At 62.6% G+C, this 14,726-nt stretch carries 14 protein-coding genes; 9 read left to right on the forward strand and 5 right to left on the reverse strand.

Annotation, left to right across the window (positions count from 1 at the left end):
• Positions 1–77: 77 nt before the first annotated feature.
• Positions 78–1,127, reverse strand: coding sequence for a CDP-6-deoxy-delta-3,4-glucoseen reductase (locus tag ACODSZ_RS14765; RefSeq protein WP_488927897.1), 1,050 nt, complete (start codon positions 1,125–1,127; stop codon positions 78–80).
• A gap of 36 nt (positions 1,128–1,163) precedes the next feature.
• Between ACODSZ_RS14765 and ACODSZ_RS14770 the strand changes: the two genes are divergently transcribed.
• The 6 genes from ACODSZ_RS14770 (at position 1,164) to ACODSZ_RS14795 (ending at position 6,253) form a co-directional block, all read left to right on the forward strand.
• A complete protein-coding gene (locus ACODSZ_RS14770) occupies positions 1,164–2,054 on the forward strand; it encodes an NAD-dependent epimerase/dehydratase family protein (protein WP_488927947.1) in 891 nt (296 codons plus the stop codon).
• Positions 2,055–2,269: 215 nt separating this feature from the next.
• Complete coding sequence (locus tag ACODSZ_RS14775) at positions 2,270–3,043, forward strand: ABC transporter ATP-binding protein (RefSeq protein ID WP_488927898.1); 774 nt, start codon at positions 2,270–2,272, stop codon at positions 3,041–3,043.
• Complete coding sequence (locus ACODSZ_RS14780) at positions 3,040–4,041, forward strand: ABC transporter substrate-binding protein (protein WP_008330950.1); 1,002 nt, start codon at positions 3,040–3,042, stop codon at positions 4,039–4,041. The genes ACODSZ_RS14775 and ACODSZ_RS14780 overlap by 4 nt, the downstream gene beginning before the upstream one ends.
• Positions 4,042–4,170: 129 nt before the next feature.
• Positions 4,171–4,944 carry an ABC transporter permease gene (locus ACODSZ_RS14785; RefSeq protein WP_034350799.1) on the forward strand — a complete coding sequence of 258 codons (774 nt, stop codon included), beginning with the start codon at positions 4,171–4,173 and terminating at the stop codon, positions 4,942–4,944.
• Positions 4,945–4,957: 13 nt separating this feature from the next.
• Complete coding sequence (locus ACODSZ_RS14790) at positions 4,958–5,749, forward strand: type 2 periplasmic-binding domain-containing protein (RefSeq protein ID WP_175343367.1); 792 nt, start codon at positions 4,958–4,960, stop codon at positions 5,747–5,749.
• Positions 5,750–5,983: 234 nt separating this feature from the next.
• Entirely contained in the window at positions 5,984–6,253 is a 270-nt protein-coding gene (locus ACODSZ_RS14795) for a hypothetical protein (protein WP_008330946.1), read from the forward strand.
• Between the two features lie 121 nt (positions 6,254–6,374).
• On the opposite strand, the gene ACODSZ_RS14800 is transcribed toward ACODSZ_RS14795, so the two are convergent.
• From ACODSZ_RS14800 to ACODSZ_RS14810, 3 genes are all read right to left on the reverse strand, one after another.
• The gene (locus ACODSZ_RS14800; RefSeq protein WP_175343368.1) at positions 6,375–8,057 is read right to left on the reverse strand and encodes a Na+/H+ antiporter; all 1,683 of its coding nucleotides are present in this window, start codon (positions 8,055–8,057) and stop codon (positions 6,375–6,377) included.
• A 245-nt stretch (positions 8,058–8,302) separates the two neighbouring features.
• On the reverse strand, positions 8,303–9,577 hold the full coding sequence (gene oxlT / locus ACODSZ_RS14805) for an oxalate/formate MFS antiporter (RefSeq protein WP_008330943.1): 1,275 nt from the start codon (positions 9,575–9,577) through the stop codon (positions 8,303–8,305).
• Between the two features lie 224 nt (positions 9,578–9,801).
• Entirely contained in the window at positions 9,802–10,584 is a 783-nt protein-coding gene (locus ACODSZ_RS14810; RefSeq protein WP_488927899.1) for a GntR family transcriptional regulator, read from the reverse strand.
• A 196-nt stretch (positions 10,585–10,780) separates the two neighbouring features.
• On the opposite strand from ACODSZ_RS14810, the gene ACODSZ_RS14815 reads away from it, so the two are divergent.
• Positions 10,781–11,071 (forward strand): nucleotidyltransferase family protein, encoded by a 291-nt coding sequence (locus ACODSZ_RS14815; protein ID WP_121045125.1) that lies wholly within the window; start codon positions 10,781–10,783, stop codon positions 11,069–11,071.
• 77 nt (positions 11,072–11,148) lie between these two features.
• On the opposite strand, the gene ACODSZ_RS14820 is transcribed toward ACODSZ_RS14815, so the two are convergent.
• Positions 11,149–12,129 carry a LysR family transcriptional regulator gene (locus ACODSZ_RS14820; protein WP_488927900.1) on the reverse strand — a complete coding sequence of 327 codons (981 nt, stop codon included), beginning with the start codon at positions 12,127–12,129 and terminating at the stop codon, positions 11,149–11,151.
• 201 nt (positions 12,130–12,330) lie between these two features.
• Between ACODSZ_RS14820 and ACODSZ_RS14825 the strand changes: the two genes are divergently transcribed.
• On the forward strand, positions 12,331–13,422 hold the full coding sequence (locus ACODSZ_RS14825) for a tartrate dehydrogenase (protein ID WP_488927901.1): 1,092 nt from the start codon (positions 12,331–12,333) through the stop codon (positions 13,420–13,422).
• 621 nt (positions 13,423–14,043) lie between these two features.
• Complete coding sequence (locus ACODSZ_RS14830) at positions 14,044–14,598, forward strand: DMP19 family protein (RefSeq protein ID WP_175343373.1); 555 nt, start codon at positions 14,044–14,046, stop codon at positions 14,596–14,598.
• The last annotated feature ends 128 nt before the right edge of the window (positions 14,599–14,726 follow it).

Consider the following 14,726-nt stretch of genomic DNA (forward strand, 5'->3'; position numbering starts at 1 on the left):
CGGCATCAGGCTTGCGCGGCATCTTCGCAAATGCGCGTGACGCCGGCATGACAGCACCGGCCCCCGCAGTGGCTCCGTCAGGCGGCCGGGTTGTCCGACACGGCCTTGGCCAGGTCGGCTTCGGAAGTGAAGGAATCGGCATAGAACTCGTCTTCCGGCAGGCCGCACTGGGCGCTGAAATCGCGCTGTGCCGATTCCACCACGACCGGCGCGCCACAGGCATAGACCTGGTGGCCCGACAGGTCGGGGAAGTCTTCCATCACGGCGCGGTGGACGAAGCCGGTGCGGCCGCTCCAGTTGTCCTCGGCCTGGGCGTTGGAGACCACCGGCACGTACTTGAAGTTGGGCAGCTCCTGTTCCCACTGCTGGCACAGGGCGTTCATGTACAGGTCCTGTGGACGGCGGCCGCCCCAATACAGGGTGACGGGACGCTTGGAACCGGCATGCTCCAGCTGTTCGACGATGGCCTTGATGGGCGCAAAGCCGGTGCCGGAGGCCAAGAGGATGATGGGCTTGTCGGAATCCTCGCGCAGGAAGAAGGTCCCCAGCGGGCCTTCGATGCGCAGGATGTCGCGTTCCTTGAGCGTGGTGAACACCTGGTCGGTGAACAGCCCGCCCGGCAGATGGCGGATGTGCAGGCTCATGTGTTCATCCTTGTGCGGGGCGTTGGCCATGCTGTAGCTGCGGCGCTTGCCGTCGCGCAGCAGGAATTCCACGTACTGGCCGGCCTTGTACTGCAGGCGGTCATTGGCCGGCAGTTGCAGCGAGAGGATGATGACGTCGTCGGCCACCTTGTCCAGCTTGGCCACACGCACCGGCAGCTTGCGCACCGGGATCTCTCCCACGCCGGCCACTTCGCGCGCCTCGATGGTGACGTCGCTGTGCGGCTTGGCCACGCAGAACAGGGCATGGCCCAGCTGCTGTTCGTGCTCCGAGAGGGCGCGCACCTGGTGCGGGCCGTGCTCGACCTGGCCCGACACCAGCTTGCCCTTGCAGGAGCCGCAGGCGCCGTTCTTGCAGCCGTAGGGCAGGCCGACACCGGCGCGGATGGCGGCGGTGAGGATGGATTCGCTGGCGTCGCAGGAGAATTGGCGACCGCTGGGCTGGACTGTGACTTGGAAACTCATACAATTCTGCTTCTGGATAAATTTGGATTGAACACCGTGAAAAAACTGGGCCTGCCCCGCGTACTGATCCTGGGCTGCGGCGATGTCGGCCTGCGGCTGTTGCCGCTGCTGCTGCCGCGCTACCGCGTACTGGCCGTCACCAGCAACCCCGAGCGCCGCGCCGAACTGCGTGCGGCCGGGGCCATTCCCATCGTGGCCGACCTGGACGCGCCCTTGACGCTGGGCCGCCTGGCGCGCCTGGCACCGACCATCGTGCATCTGGCGCCGCCGCAGTCCGAGGGCCGCATCGACCGCCGCACTCGCAATTTGGCCGCCATTTTACCCGAGGGCGCGCGCCTGGTTTATGTCAGCACCACCGGTGTCTACGGAGATTGCGCTGGCGCAAGTTTCGACGAGACCCGGCGCGTGCGTCCGCAGAACGCCCGCGCCGTGCGCCGGGTGGACGCCGAAACGGTCCTGCGAGCCTGGGCCCGGCGCCGTCACGGCAAGCTCTCCATCCTGCGCGTGCCGGGCATCTACGCCGCCGACCGCCTGCCGCTGGAGCGCCTGCACAAGGGCCTGCCGGCCCTGGTGGCGCAGGAGGACGTGCATACCAATCACATCCACGCCGACGACCTGGCCCGCATCTGCCTGGCCGCCATGCGCCTGGGCGCGCCCAATCGCGTCTATCACGCGGTGGACGATACCGACCTCAAGATGGGCGACTACTTCGACGCCGTGGCCGATGCCGCCGGTCTTTCCCGCCCGCCGCGCCTGCCGCGCAGCGAGCTGGAACGCAGCGTCTCGCCGATGATGCTGTCCTTCATGTCGGAATCGCGCCGCCTCCACAATGTCCGCATCAAGGAGGAGCTGGGTGTGCGGCTGCGTTATCCCGATGTGCAGAGCCTCTTGGCCCGATGGCAGGAACAAAGGCTGACGAAGGGCTGACGCCTTTATGCGTTTTGCCCGCCGTTCTTATTCGAAATACGAATAAGCATACGATTTTTAAGTAGTTGTTTTGCATAGCCGACCTCAGTACAGTGCATGCCTGACTTAATGGGGGAGGCTGGAGCAGCCTGTGAAGTTTCTGACCGGCGCGTGCGCCAGCACCGGCGCGCCTCTTCCGTTCCATCCATTCCACGCGCGGCCCGTCCGCGGACCACATGAAGCTATCTTTCAACAACGTCGCCAAGCGTTTCGGCGACCTGCACGTGATCGAGGAATTCACCCGCGAGATCGCCTCGGGTGAGCTGGTCGCGCTGGTCGGCCCCTCCGGCTGTGGCAAGTCGACCCTGCTGCACATGGCCGCCGGCCTGGAAAAAGCCAGCAGCGGCACCGTGTCGGCCGACGGCCAGGCCATCCGCGGACCGCATCCCGAGCGCACCCTGATGTTCCAGGAAAATGCCCTCTATCCTTGGCTGACCCTGCTGCAGAACGTGGCGCTGGCACTGGAATTCCAGAATGTCGACAAGAAGAAAGCCGCCGACCAGGCCCGCCTCTGGCTGGAGAACGTCAAGCTCAAGGGTTTCGAAAATTATTATCCGCATCAGGTCTCGGGCGGCATGCGCCAGCGCGCGGCCCTGGCCCGCGCCTTCATCTCGCAGCCCAAGGCGCTGTTGCTCGATGAACCCTTTGGCGCTCTCGATGCGCTCACCCGCATGACCCTGCAGGATGCCCTGCGCGACCTGATCCGCCAGCAAGGCCCGACCGTGGTGCTGGTGACGCACGATGTGGATGAAGCACTGTTCCTGGCCGACCGTATCTTCGTGTTCAGCCCGCGCCCGGCCAAGGTCTTGAAGGAATTCAATCTCGTGCATCACGAAAAGACGCACGACCTGTCCGAATTCGCGGCGACCCGCCGCGAAATCCTTTGCCTGCTGGGCATCCATGCCGAGCAGGACGAATTTGCAAAAAACATTGAAGGGGTTGGAGTATGAAACTCGCACGCATCCTGGCACCGGCCATCGCCGCCGCTGCCCTGGCTTTTTCCGGCAACGTCCTTGCCCTGGAGAAATTCAAGATCGGCTATCTGCGCGTGATGGACGACGCGCAAGCCATGGCCGCCTATGAAGCCGGCCTCTACAAGAAGTACGGTCTGGATGTGGAACTGATCGAATTCAAGTCCGGCACCGACCTGGTCAAGGCCATTGTCGGCGGCCAGCTCGACAGCGGCGTGTTCGGTTTTTCCAATGCCGTGGCCTGGGCTTCCAAGGGCGCGGACCTGAAGGTGGTCGGTGGTGCGCAGCTGGGCTATCACGCTCTGGTGGCGCGCGAGGATTCGGGCATCAACAAGGTGGCCGACCTCAAGGGCAAGACCCTGGCCTCGCAGGCCGAGGGCAGTACCGCCGACACCGTGCTCAAGGGCGTGGTGTTGCGTGATGCGGGCGTGAAGCCCGATGACGTCAACGTCATGGGCGTCTCGCCCCAGGTGGCGGTGCAGTCGCTGGTGGGCAAGCGAGTCGATGCGGCCTTCCTGTTCGAGCCGCAGGCGCGCATCGCGCAACTGATCGCGCCGGTCAAGCAGATCTATGAGATCGGTGAAGTCTGGCCCTTCCCCTGCATGGTCGTCATCACTTCCGGCGAGACTCTGAAGAAGAAGCGCGATGCCGTCTGGAAGTCGCTGGACGCGCAACGTGACGCCATCACTCTGCTGCAGAAGAAGCCTGCCGATGCCTCCAGGTTGATTGCCGGCTATTTCATCGCCGAGCCGACCATCAAGACGCTGAAGCACGGCGAGATGCTGCGCGAAGACGTGATCCGCGATGCCATCAAGAGCCAGACCTTCACCCCCAAGATCAGCAAGAAGGACCAGGACCGCATGCAGGAGATCGCCAACATCCTGCAATCGCAAGGATCGCTCAAGACGCGTGATGGCAAGCCCTTTGACGTCAACTCCATCACCGACCTGTCGTGGCAGAACGCGCGCAAGCTGTAATTGCCGGAGCGTCTTCGATACGGCCCTTTCGGGCCTACCCAGCCCGAACGGTTCGGGATGTCATGCCAAAGTAGTCCTGATGTTTTTTAATCTGGCCGGACCCGTCCGGCCATTGTCTTTCCTGTCCTTATGAGCTCACAGCGTCGCGTTACCGGACTCCGCAAGAAACTGGCCATGGTGCTGGCCATCGTCTTCATCCTCTTGATGTGGCAGATCGCGGCCTGGTCGCTGCCCTCCTTCCTGATGCCGGGCGTGCCTTCAGTGCTCGCGCGGCTGTGGGAAGAGGTACAGTCAAACAATTTCCGCCTGGCCCTGTTCGGCAGTCTCTACCGCCTGGGCATGGGCTATGGCTCGGCCCTGGTGCTGGGCATCGGTTTCGGTCTGGTCGGTGCGGTGCTGTTCTTCTTCCGTGAAGTCCTGAAGTCGGCCATCGTGATCCTGCAATCGATCCCCTCGATTGCCTGGGTGCCGCTGCTGCTGATCCTGATGGGCTTCGGCAACCTGCCCATCGTGGTGGTGGTGGCCATTGCCGCTTTCTTCCCGGCGGCGCTGTCGGTGATGAATGCCACCGAGAGCGTGCAGCAGGTGCATGTCTCGGCAGCCCGCGTGATGGGCGCCTCGCGCTTGTCCATGTTGCGCCGGGTGTACCTGCCGGCGGTGATGCCCGAACTCATCACCGGTGCCCAGCTGGCCTTCGGCAATGCCTGGCGCGCGCTGATCTCGGCCGAGATGCTGGTGGGCTTCGGCAAGGGCCTGGGCCGCACGCTAGCCTACTCGGGCGAGACGGCGGACATGATCGGCGTGATGGCCAACATCCTCACCATTGCCATTTTCGCTGCGCTCATCGACCAGCTCATCCTGGAAAACCTCAAGCATCGCCTGCTGAAGTACCAGTACGTCTGAGCCGGGACCGACCATGCGCACCCTTGACCGCTTCATGCTGCTCGCCTCGACCGGCCTGCTCATCGGTGCCGCCCAGGCTGGCGTGCTCGATGACGCCCGCCGCAGCGAGACCGTGCGTATCGGACTGGACCACGTGCCGCCGCTCTACAAGGCCGGCATGAAATTCCGTACACCGGAAAACATTGCCACCGTGCTGGCCGAGGATCTCGCCACGCAATGGAAAGGCAAGGCCGATCTTCAGCCCAATACGCAAGACCGCGCTGCATTGAAGGGCGTGCGTCCCGACGTGATGCTCACCCGCGTGGACCCGGCACAGACCGGCGCGGCGGACCTCATCACGGTGTCGACCGGCTACAGCGCCGGTGCCATGGCCATCATGCGCACCGACACCACCATCCGCAAATGGGAAGACCTCAAGGGCCGCACCGTCTGCGTCTCCGCCGGATCGCCCTACGTCGGCACCCTCAGCGCGCGCTATGCCGCCATCGAGAAAGTGATGCCGGCTCCGGCCGATGCACTGCTGGCCCTGCGCACCGGGCAGTGCGATGCCGCCGTGCATGACGATACGCTCATGAAGGCCATGCTGAAGCTGCCCGAATGGAAGAAATTCTCTGCCCAACTGGCCCCGGTCAGTCGCCGTGCGCTGGTGCTGCAGGTGCGCGGCAACGATCCCGCCGACCTGGCTGTCGCGCGCCAGGCAGCGGCGAGATGGAACGATGCGTTCTGGGCCAATGCCATCAAGAAGTGGGTCAACAATGTGGCCTTCGAGGTCTATCTCGACCAGAACGTGCCGGATTGCCACTGAAGCACCTTGCCCCTGAGACAAGGAAGTTGCCACGGCGATATCGGTGCGGCGGATTTTCTTGCCAGGCAGGCAATCACGGTTGTGCTGGCCGCATAAAAATCCTGCCATTTCAGGATTTTCCCCGTGGCAGAGCGCGTCAATGGGCGTAACATAGTCGACATTCACATCACTGTATGGCACATCCTGTCGCCAACAGTGTTCATTTCTTAGTCTTCGTTTCAAAGGGAGCGCATCATGGCCATGGATATTTCCTCTGCCGTCAACGGCGTCGTTTCCGACCCCAATGGCAATGCCCCGACCACTGGCAAGGCCAACGATCCGGTGGCCGTGCGTCGTGCCGAAGAAGCGGCGGCGGCCCTGAAGGCGGAACAGCGCCGCCTGGAAGAAATCCAGGCCGACGAAACCCGGGCCGAAAGCGCCCGCCAGGAACGCGACCGCCGCGAGCAGGCTTCGCGCAATGCGACCGGCGAGATCATCGGCACGACCGTCAATTCGGTGGCCTGATTTCTGCCTTGTCGGCCAGCTGAACTGGCTGATTCCGGATTCTTAACCTGGATTCAACAAAGCCCGCAACGCCCGATGACAGGGTGTTGCGGGCTTTGTCGTTGGTACTGCGCGCGACAAGTCAGTGCTGCTGCCCCGGTCCGTTCAACGAGCCCAGCAGCCAGGTCTCGGCCATGTCGATCTGGTTGATCAGCATCAGGAAGGTCTCGTCATTGATGCGCTGTTCAGCGCGCAGGTAGTGCACTTCCAGCCGCTCGGCGCGGATCGCCTCCAGTCGCAGTTCACGCTCGAACTGCTTGAAGCGGTTGGCGGCGCGCTGGGTTTCTTCGGAATCGCTCTCCGCATTCATGCGCATGCGATAGGTCGCCAGTAGGCTGCCGCTGACTTCCATCAACAGGGCCAGGTCCGATTCATCGAGATTGACGCCGATGCGTTCCTGCGCCTCCTCGATGGTGCGCACGGCCGCCTCCGACAGGCGCAGGCGCGCCATCATTTCCTCGGCGCGACGGCGCTTGACCTCGGCGTCGAGCTGCAGGTCCTTCAACATCCAGGGTAGCAGGAAGCTGCCGAACAGCAGCGAGCACAGGATCACGCCGGTGGCCAGGAAGATCAGCAGGTCGCGCGCCGGGAAGGGCGTATGTTCCTTCAGCAGCAGCGGAATCGACATCACACCGGCCAGCGTGATCGCCCCGCGCACCCCGGAGAGCGCCGTGATGCTGATGAGTCGCAGGTCGAACTTGCGATTGCGCCCGCTCTGGCCGCGCAGGGCCGAGGCGAAACGGCGCATGCGCAGGTTGATCCAGACCCAGACGAAGCGCAGCACGATGAGCGCCACCGTGATGGCCAGGATGTAGAGGAACAGGTGCCACACCGGCACATTGCCCGCCATCTGCGCATCCACGTGGGCCAGGCCGACGATGCCCGGCAGTTGCAGACCCAGCAGCAGGAAGGACATGCCGTTGAAGACGAATTCCAGCATGGTCATGATGCTGCGTCCCTGCAGCCGGGTCGCCGCCGATTCGCCACCGGCCGTTTCCAGATAGGGCATGAGCATGCCCGCAGCCACCGCAGCCAGAATGCCCGACAGCCCGAAGTGTTCGGCAAAGATGTAGGCCGTGAAGGGAATGAGCAACAGCAGCACCACCTGGATGCCCGGCTCGTCACCGGCCCATTCGATGATCTTGCGGCGGATCAGCCCGAAGCCCCAGGCCACGATGAGCCCGACCGCAATGCCGCCGGCGGCGATCAGCACAAAGGAGATGCTGGCATCGAGCAGGGAGAAGGTCCCGGTGATGACGGCGGCAATCGCAAACTTGAAGGCCACCAGACCGGACGCATCGTTCATCAGTGCCTCGCCCTCCAGCACATGCTGCATCGAGGCCGGCAGACGGCCCTTGCCGACGATGGAGGAGACCGCCACCGCGTCGGTCGGCGAGAGCACGGCAGCCAGTGCAAAGGCCGAGGGCAGCGAGATGACCGGGATCATCCAGTGGATGAAGTAACCGACCCCGACCACCGTAAACATCACCAGACCCAGCGCCAGCGCCAGAATCGGGCGGGCCAGGCGGAAGAACTCGCGCTTGGGCATGCGCCAGCCATCGGTAAAGAGCAGCGGAGGGATGAACAGCAGCAGGAACAGTTCCGGATCGAAACTGATGCGCAGGCCGAACATGGGCATGGCCAGCACCGCGCCCAGGGCAATCTGGAACAGCGGCAGCGGCAGCTTGAAGGGCGCCAGGCGTGCCACTACGCCCGAGACGGCGACGGCGAGCAGCAGGATCAAGACGGTGAAGACGATTTCCATGAGGCAGCGGGTGATGTTCTTGTGATGAGGCGCGGGTGGGTCAGACCCGCTGAACTGCGGGGAGTTGCAGGAGGCTTGCAAAGGCTTGCAACAGCTTTGCAACACGTTTGCAAGTATACGGCACAAGCACGCCATCAGCCCGGGGCCATGCTGCATGGCGGTGAGGGCGCTGCAAAAACGACGATGCCGGCGCAAGGCCGGCATCGGGGAAAGGAGAAAAGAGAACGTGGTGCGGGAGCCGAGGTTTACTGAGCCGCCTTGGCCAGGTAGCGTGCGCGCCAGGGTTTGAGCACCAGCAGCGCCAGGCAGGCAGTGAGGATGTCGAGCGTGATGGCGGTGCCGAAGACCGGATGCCAGCTGCCGGTCTTCTCGTGCATCATGGCGGCCAGCGGACCGCCGAAGATCGAGCCGATACCCTGCGAGATATAGAGCCAGCCATAGTTGGCGGTGGCGTGGCGGGTGCCGAAGGTGTCGGTCAGGGTCGAGGGGAACAGGGAAAAGATCTCGCCCCAGCCGAAGAAGACGATGCCAGACAGCAGCACGAACAGCACCGCATTGTCGCGCGTGGCCAGCCACAGCGCCATGGCCACGCCTTCCAGTGCGAAGGCGAAGAACATCGTGTTCTCGCGGCCATAGCGGTCCGAGATCCAGCCGAAGAAGGGCCGCGTGAGTCCATTGGTGAGGCGGTCGATGGTCAGCGCCAGCGGCAGCGCGGCCAGCCCGAACACCATCACGTTGGCCACACCGAAGTCACGGGCGAAGGTGGCCATCTGCGAGGTCACCATCAGTCCCGAGGTCGACATCATGGTCATCATCACGAACATCAGCCAGAACAGGGGCGTACGCAGCATCTGGCGCGGCGCCAGGTCGAGCTTGCTGGCGGCAATCGCCGGGGCCGGCATGGCAGCGGCATGGCTGGCATCGGGCGAGCGCAGGGCCTGCGACGCCAGCACGCCAATGACGGCAAACACCAGGCCGAACTGCCAGAGCGTGGTTTCCAGACCGGCGCTGGCCAGCGAGGCGGCAATCGGGAAGGTGGTCAGGATGGCGCCCATGCCGTAGCCGGCCGCCACCATGCCCACGGCAAAGCCGCGGCGGTCCGGGAACCAGCGCACCATCTGCCCGACGACGCCGACATAGACGATGCCCGTGCCCAGTCCGCCGACCAGACCATAGGCCAGATAGAACATGCCGATGCTCGAGACTTGCGCCGCCAGGACCCAGGACAGGCCCGACATGAAGGTGCCGATGGCGATCAGGCGACGCGCGCCGAAGCGATCGATGAGCTTGCCCTGGAAGGGCGAGAAGAAGGTTTGCAGCACGATCAGCATGGAGAAGGTGATCTGCAGTTCCGACAGCGGCACGCCCAGCTTGGCCGTGAGCGGCTTGGTGAACAAGGTCCACACGTATTGCGGACTGGAGATGGCCATCATGCAGATCAGGCCGATCAACAACTGGAACCAGCGGTTGCGCAGCAAGCCCTGCGTGCTCGCGGGGGCGGTTTGGGTGAGGGTGGTCATGCGTTTCTCCTGTACAGAAAGCCAGAGTGAGATGGCCAGCCTTGCCGGATCCGGCAGGGTAGCGCTCGCCGAATTTATGTATTCATAAATTCCGTATTCACAAAAGCAGCTTTCGTGCCATTTGCCTGAGGGCAAATCCGGCACCGGGGAAAATGGTTCAAATCTTCTTCAGGGGGAGAAAAATCGGTCTGCGACCCGCAGATGACGCACAAACCTTCACTTTTTCAGCCAAAGCGCTTGCGCCGGGTGGGTGCTGGTGCCGCCAGCGTGCCACGTGCCGGTGCAGCCTGCACCGATGCGGCGCGCACCTGTTCCAGGCGGGTGATGGTGATGCGTTCGACCACGGTATGGCTGTCTTCGATATGACGGGCGACCAGCCTGCTGGCATCGTCGCCGTCGCCGCGGGCGATGGCCTCGAGGATGGCGCGATGCTCGGCGTAGGTATCGGCGATGCAGTCGCCGTAGGCAAAGTCCAGGCGTCGCATGATGCGCAGCTGGTTGGCCAGCTGGCGGTAGACGGTATCGGCCTCGGGATTGCCGGCCGCCTGCACCAGCGCGCAATGGAAGGCTTCATCCAGGGCCGCCACGGCCAGACCGTCGGCCAGGCGGTCGCTGGGGGCGCATTGCCAGATCGCGCCCTGTTCGGCCACCAGTTGCTGGCGCACCGAGGCGGTCATACGCGGCGAACAGAGCTTGCGCACGGCGTGCAGTTCCAGCATCTCGCGCAGTTCATAGAGGGAGGCAAAGCGCGCCAGGTCGATCGGTACCACTTCCCAGCCATTGCGGAAGTGGCCGCGTACCAGGCCTTCGCTTTGCAGGCGCATGAGCGCTTCGCGCACGGGGGTGCGCGATACCTGGAGACGCTCGGCCACGTCGTTCTCGGCAAAGCGATCGCCGGGCAGCAGGCGGAAGGCGTAGATATCTTCGCGCAGGCTGGCGTAGACGGTATCGGTCAGCTTGCCGGTACGGCGGCTGGCGAGATCGGCGGGCGCTTGGCTGGACGTCATGAAGGATGTGGCTGGGCGGGTGGACGGGGTTGGCGGCTATCTTAACGCGGGCATGGGGGCGGATGGAAGACGGACAATCCAGCCGGCGCAACAGCGGGGCCTTCTCGGCAGCGTATTTCGTATGCAGAAATAGTGCTTGAGACACTATTCTTCCTTGCATATCATCTCAACGAGTTCTGAAAAGAAAGGATTCCCGATGCGGCCGTCTGTTGTGCTTGACATGAAGCGAAGCGCGGTGCGCGAAGCGGTAAGCCGCTTCCGCACGGCCAATCCGCGCGTGTTCGGTTCGGTACTGCACGGCACCGACCGCGAGGGCAGCGACATCGATCTGCTGGTCGACGCGCTGCCGGGTGCCACGCTGTTCGATCTGGGCGGCCTGCAGGATGAGCTGGAAGCTTTGCTGGGCCTGCATGTCGATCTGTTGACGCCTGGCGATCTGCCGCCGAAGTTCCGGGCGCAGGTGCTCGCGGAGGCGAGACCGGTATGAGTGTGAACCGCTTGACTGACTACCTGGGCCAAATGCAGCTGGCTTCGCTGCTTGATTCCTTCTTTGGCGCGCTTACGTTAGGTCTTTCCTCTTTGCTTTGACGCTCCGGTGCTGCGTGCACCAAGTACAGTAATCCGCGCTTTGGGCGAAGGTTCGGCCAGCTCACGCGCAATGAAATCCACAAAGCTGCGCACCCGCGTCGACAGCTGCTGGCGCTGCGAATACACCGCAAAGATATCCGCATTGGGCGTCTGCCAGCCCGGCAGCACCTGCACCAGCCGCCCCTGTTCCAGATAGCTGCGGATATCCCACTCGGCGCGCATGAGAATGCCGTGCCCATCCAGCGCCCACTTCACCGCGATCTCGCCATCATTGGTGGTGAGGTTGCCGCGGATCTTGACCGTCTCGGTCTTGCGCGAAGCACCGCTGCCCGAGGACAGCTTCCACACCCCATAAGCCTCATCGCCCTGGCGGATGCCCACGCAATTATGTTTGGACAGGTCATGCGGCGTCTGCGGCATGCCCCTGCGCCTGAGATAGTCAGGCGACGCACACAGCAACCGCGCATTGGGCGCCAGCCGCCGCGCTACCACCCGGGTATCGGGCGGCTCGCCGAAGCGGATGCAGACATCGAAGCTGTCCTCGGTCAGCGGCGGCGGCATCACCGACAACTGCAACTGCACCGATACCTGCGGATGGCGCGTGACGAATTTGGAAATCGCCGGGGCCACATGGCTGCGCCCGAAGCCCAGCGTGGCATTGACCCGCAGCAGGCCTTCCGGGCGGCGCTTGGAGCTGCCCAGCAGTTCGGACAATTCATCGATCTGGTCGAGGATGCGCCGCGCGTGTTCCAGATAGAGCTCGCCCTCGGGCGTCAACATCATGCGGCGCGTGGTGCGGTTCACCAGCGGCACGCCGGCACGCGCTTCCATCTGCGTGAGGTGCTTGCTGACCGCCGCCGTGGTCAGCCCCAGCTCGCGCCCGGCCGCCGAGAGGCTGCCCGCCATGGCCAGCACGGAAAAGAAACGCAGGTCGGCGGGAAGGACGGAGTCCTGCATGAAACCTCGCAAGGGAAACAAGAAATGGAAACAAAAAATGGAAACAAGAAATGGATTGTTGAATCCAGGTTAAGAATGCTTTAAGTCTAGCACCGGTTCCTATCCTTTCAGTATGGGTAAAGTAGCCTGCATGCAAAGACGCGGCGCATGCCGTCATTTTGCGAGACCCCACACGGCATCTCATCAAGAAAGGCTGGAGACATGAAGACCTATCGCATCGCAACCATTCCCGGCGACGGCATCGGCAAGGAAGTCATTCCTGCGGGCCGCCAGTTGCTGCAAGCCCTGGCCGCCGCCCGTGCCGACCTCGCCTTCGACTTCGAGGACTTCGGCTGGGGTGGCGACTACTACCGCCAGCACGGCGTGATGATGCCCGCCGATGGCCTCGATGCCCTGCGCGACAAGGACGCCATCCTGTTCGGCTCGGCCGGGGATCCACACATTCCGGACCACGTGACCCTGTGGGGCCTGCGCCTGAAGATCTGCCAGGGCTTCGACCAGTACGCCAACGTACGGCCCACGCGCATCCTGCCGGGCATCGACGCGCCGCTCAAGCGCTGTCGCGCCGAAGACCTGAACTGGGTCATCGTGCGCGAGAACTCCGAAGGGGAATATGCCGGCGTCGGTGGCCGCGTGCACCAGGGGCATCCCATTGAAGCGGCTACCGATGTCTCGATGATGACCCGCGCCGGAGTCGAGCGCATCATGCGCTTTGCTTTCAGGCTGGCGCAGTCGCGTCCGCGCAAGTTGTTGACGGTCGTCACCAAGAGCAATGCCCAGCGCCATGCGATGGTGATGTGGGACGAGATCGCGGTGCAGGTTGCCAAGGAATTCCCGGACGTGAAGTGGGACAAGGAACTGGTCGACGCCGCCACCGCGCGCATGGTCAACCGTCCGGCCACACTGGACACCATCGTGGCCACCAACCTGCATGCCGACATTCTTTCCGACCTGGCCGCTGCGCTGGCGGGCAGCCTGGGCATTGCGCCCACCGGCAACATTGATCCGGAGCGCCGCTATCCGTCCATGTTCGAACCCATCCACGGCTCGGCCTTCGACATCATGGGTAAGGGCCTGGCCAATCCGGTCGGCACTTTCTGGTCGGTGATGATGCTGCTGGAACACCTGGGCGAGCACGATGCGGCGGCGCAGGTGATGCAGGCCATTGAAGCGGTCACGGCCGATCCGGCGCTGCATACAGGCGACCTGGGCGGCAAGGCGACTACGGTGCAGGTGACTGAAGCCGTGTGCGGTTTCGTTGCCACAGCGGCGCGGGGCCGGCAGGCGGCGTGATGGTTTGGTAAATGTTTTATATCGTTTTTAATTTGCTGGGCGCACTGGCGACACATCGCCACCACTGCTGCCACCACCAACGCCAGCAGCGCGATCTCGCCATTGGCTGCCGCACATTGAGCGTACCCGCCAGCGCCTGCGCGCCCGAGGTGGCCTTCATCGGCCTTATGGTAGGGGACTGCATATCCTCCTTTGTTCCCAAAGGATATCCGCTCCGAGTATTAAGGAACTGCTTGCTCTTTATCTGCATTATCGGGGCGAACTGAGCGTGCTTGCTCAGTTCGCCAATCAACCGAATTCTTCCTGGTTTGCTGATGCCAATGCCGCATGACATTTGCAAGTGTTTGGTTCAACATGAAGATGCGTTGCGGACGAAGCAGTTCTTGCCTTTCGTGACAGCTTGCGAGCCAATGCCATTGCTCCGAAAATGGATGTCCACTTTCGGCCAGATGCGCACTTGTGCCGATGTCTTTTCTAGAACGCATCTCACGCCTATTTATGAAATGGGTTCTAGGGCCTGTTCACATTAAATCACTCGCAGATTTAATGTGAACAGGCCCTAGTCCATTAAATCAGCATCCTGAAATGAAGATTCCATGTTCTACATGCTCGACTTTGATCATGCCCGACACTGCGGCACGAACGGGCGGGCTTTGCATGCCCTGCAAGTTGGGAACGCGCGCGGAAATTGAAGCCGCGAAAGTCGCGATGAAGAGACTGTGTGAGCTTGAAGATACGGATCCATTTCGACTTTATTGGCTGGAGCTTGTGAACAAGGTTTACAAGTCTGATGCGGGGATAGCGGGCTTGTCCAATGTGGAACGACAATATTGGGCGGTTAATTGCCTATCTGGCGAAGTCCACAACGGTGGCTTCGATCAGTATTTTTATAACAGTTCAGGCTCGACGTATTCTGATGCTGTTGATGGCTTGAAAGCGATGGGTGCCACGACCAGTCTGCTGTTGCTTGAAAAAGCAAAGAAGATGATTTTCGGACTTGCGGACGTCCCCGGCGAAACAGGTATCAGGCGAAGAATACAAGTGGCGGTCGACAGCGACGCACTACAGCGCCGTCTGGACCAACTCGACAAGAAGTTCTGGGGAGACGCAGGCAATCTGGCGACGCGAATCGAAAACTTTGCCATCAGTCATGGCTTGGTTCGCGCCGATAGATAACGAGTCGTTCACTGTCCAGTTCGTGCATGTCTGGAATTGGACAAAAGCCATCTTGGAAAGCGTTCAATTCTGGCGCAAATAATTTGCGCCTGTTTCCAAACAGTGTCAGTCTCTTCCGCGCCTGCGTT

The sequence above is a fragment of the Herbaspirillum sp. FG34 genome, from assembly GCF_057809315.1.

Excerpts from the sequence above, each read along its gene's own strand:
- ACODSZ_RS14785 (WP_034350799.1), top strand. The coding sequence starts at position 4,171 with ATGAGCTCACAGCGTCGCGTTACCGGACTCCGCAAGAAACTGGCCATG.
- ACODSZ_RS14775 (WP_488927898.1), top strand. The coding sequence starts at position 2,270 with ATGAAGCTATCTTTCAACAACGTCGCCAAGCGTTTCGGCGACCTGCAC.
- ACODSZ_RS14765 (WP_488927897.1), bottom strand. The coding sequence starts at position 1,127 with ATGAGTTTCCAAGTCACAGTCCAGCCCAGCGGTCGCCAATTCTCCTGC.
- ACODSZ_RS14830 (WP_175343373.1), top strand. The coding sequence starts at position 14,044 with ATGCCCGACACTGCGGCACGAACGGGCGGGCTTTGCATGCCCTGCAAG.
- ACODSZ_RS14800 (WP_175343368.1), bottom strand. The coding sequence starts at position 8,057 with ATGGAAATCGTCTTCACCGTCTTGATCCTGCTGCTCGCCGTCGCCGTC.
- ACODSZ_RS14810 (WP_488927899.1), bottom strand. The coding sequence starts at position 10,584 with ATGACGTCCAGCCAAGCGCCCGCCGATCTCGCCAGCCGCCGTACCGGC.
- ACODSZ_RS14780 (WP_008330950.1), top strand. The coding sequence starts at position 3,040 with ATGAAACTCGCACGCATCCTGGCACCGGCCATCGCCGCCGCTGCCCTG.
- oxlT (WP_008330943.1), bottom strand. The coding sequence starts at position 9,577 with ATGACCACCCTCACCCAAACCGCCCCCGCGAGCACGCAGGGCTTGCTG.
- ACODSZ_RS14820 (WP_488927900.1), bottom strand. The coding sequence starts at position 12,129 with ATGCAGGACTCCGTCCTTCCCGCCGACCTGCGTTTCTTTTCCGTGCTG.
- ACODSZ_RS14825 (WP_488927901.1), top strand. The coding sequence starts at position 12,331 with ATGAAGACCTATCGCATCGCAACCATTCCCGGCGACGGCATCGGCAAG.
- ACODSZ_RS14795 (WP_008330946.1), top strand. The coding sequence starts at position 5,984 with ATGGCCATGGATATTTCCTCTGCCGTCAACGGCGTCGTTTCCGACCCC.
- ACODSZ_RS14815 (WP_121045125.1), top strand. The coding sequence starts at position 10,781 with ATGCGGCCGTCTGTTGTGCTTGACATGAAGCGAAGCGCGGTGCGCGAA.
- ACODSZ_RS14790 (WP_175343367.1), top strand. The coding sequence starts at position 4,958 with ATGCGCACCCTTGACCGCTTCATGCTGCTCGCCTCGACCGGCCTGCTC.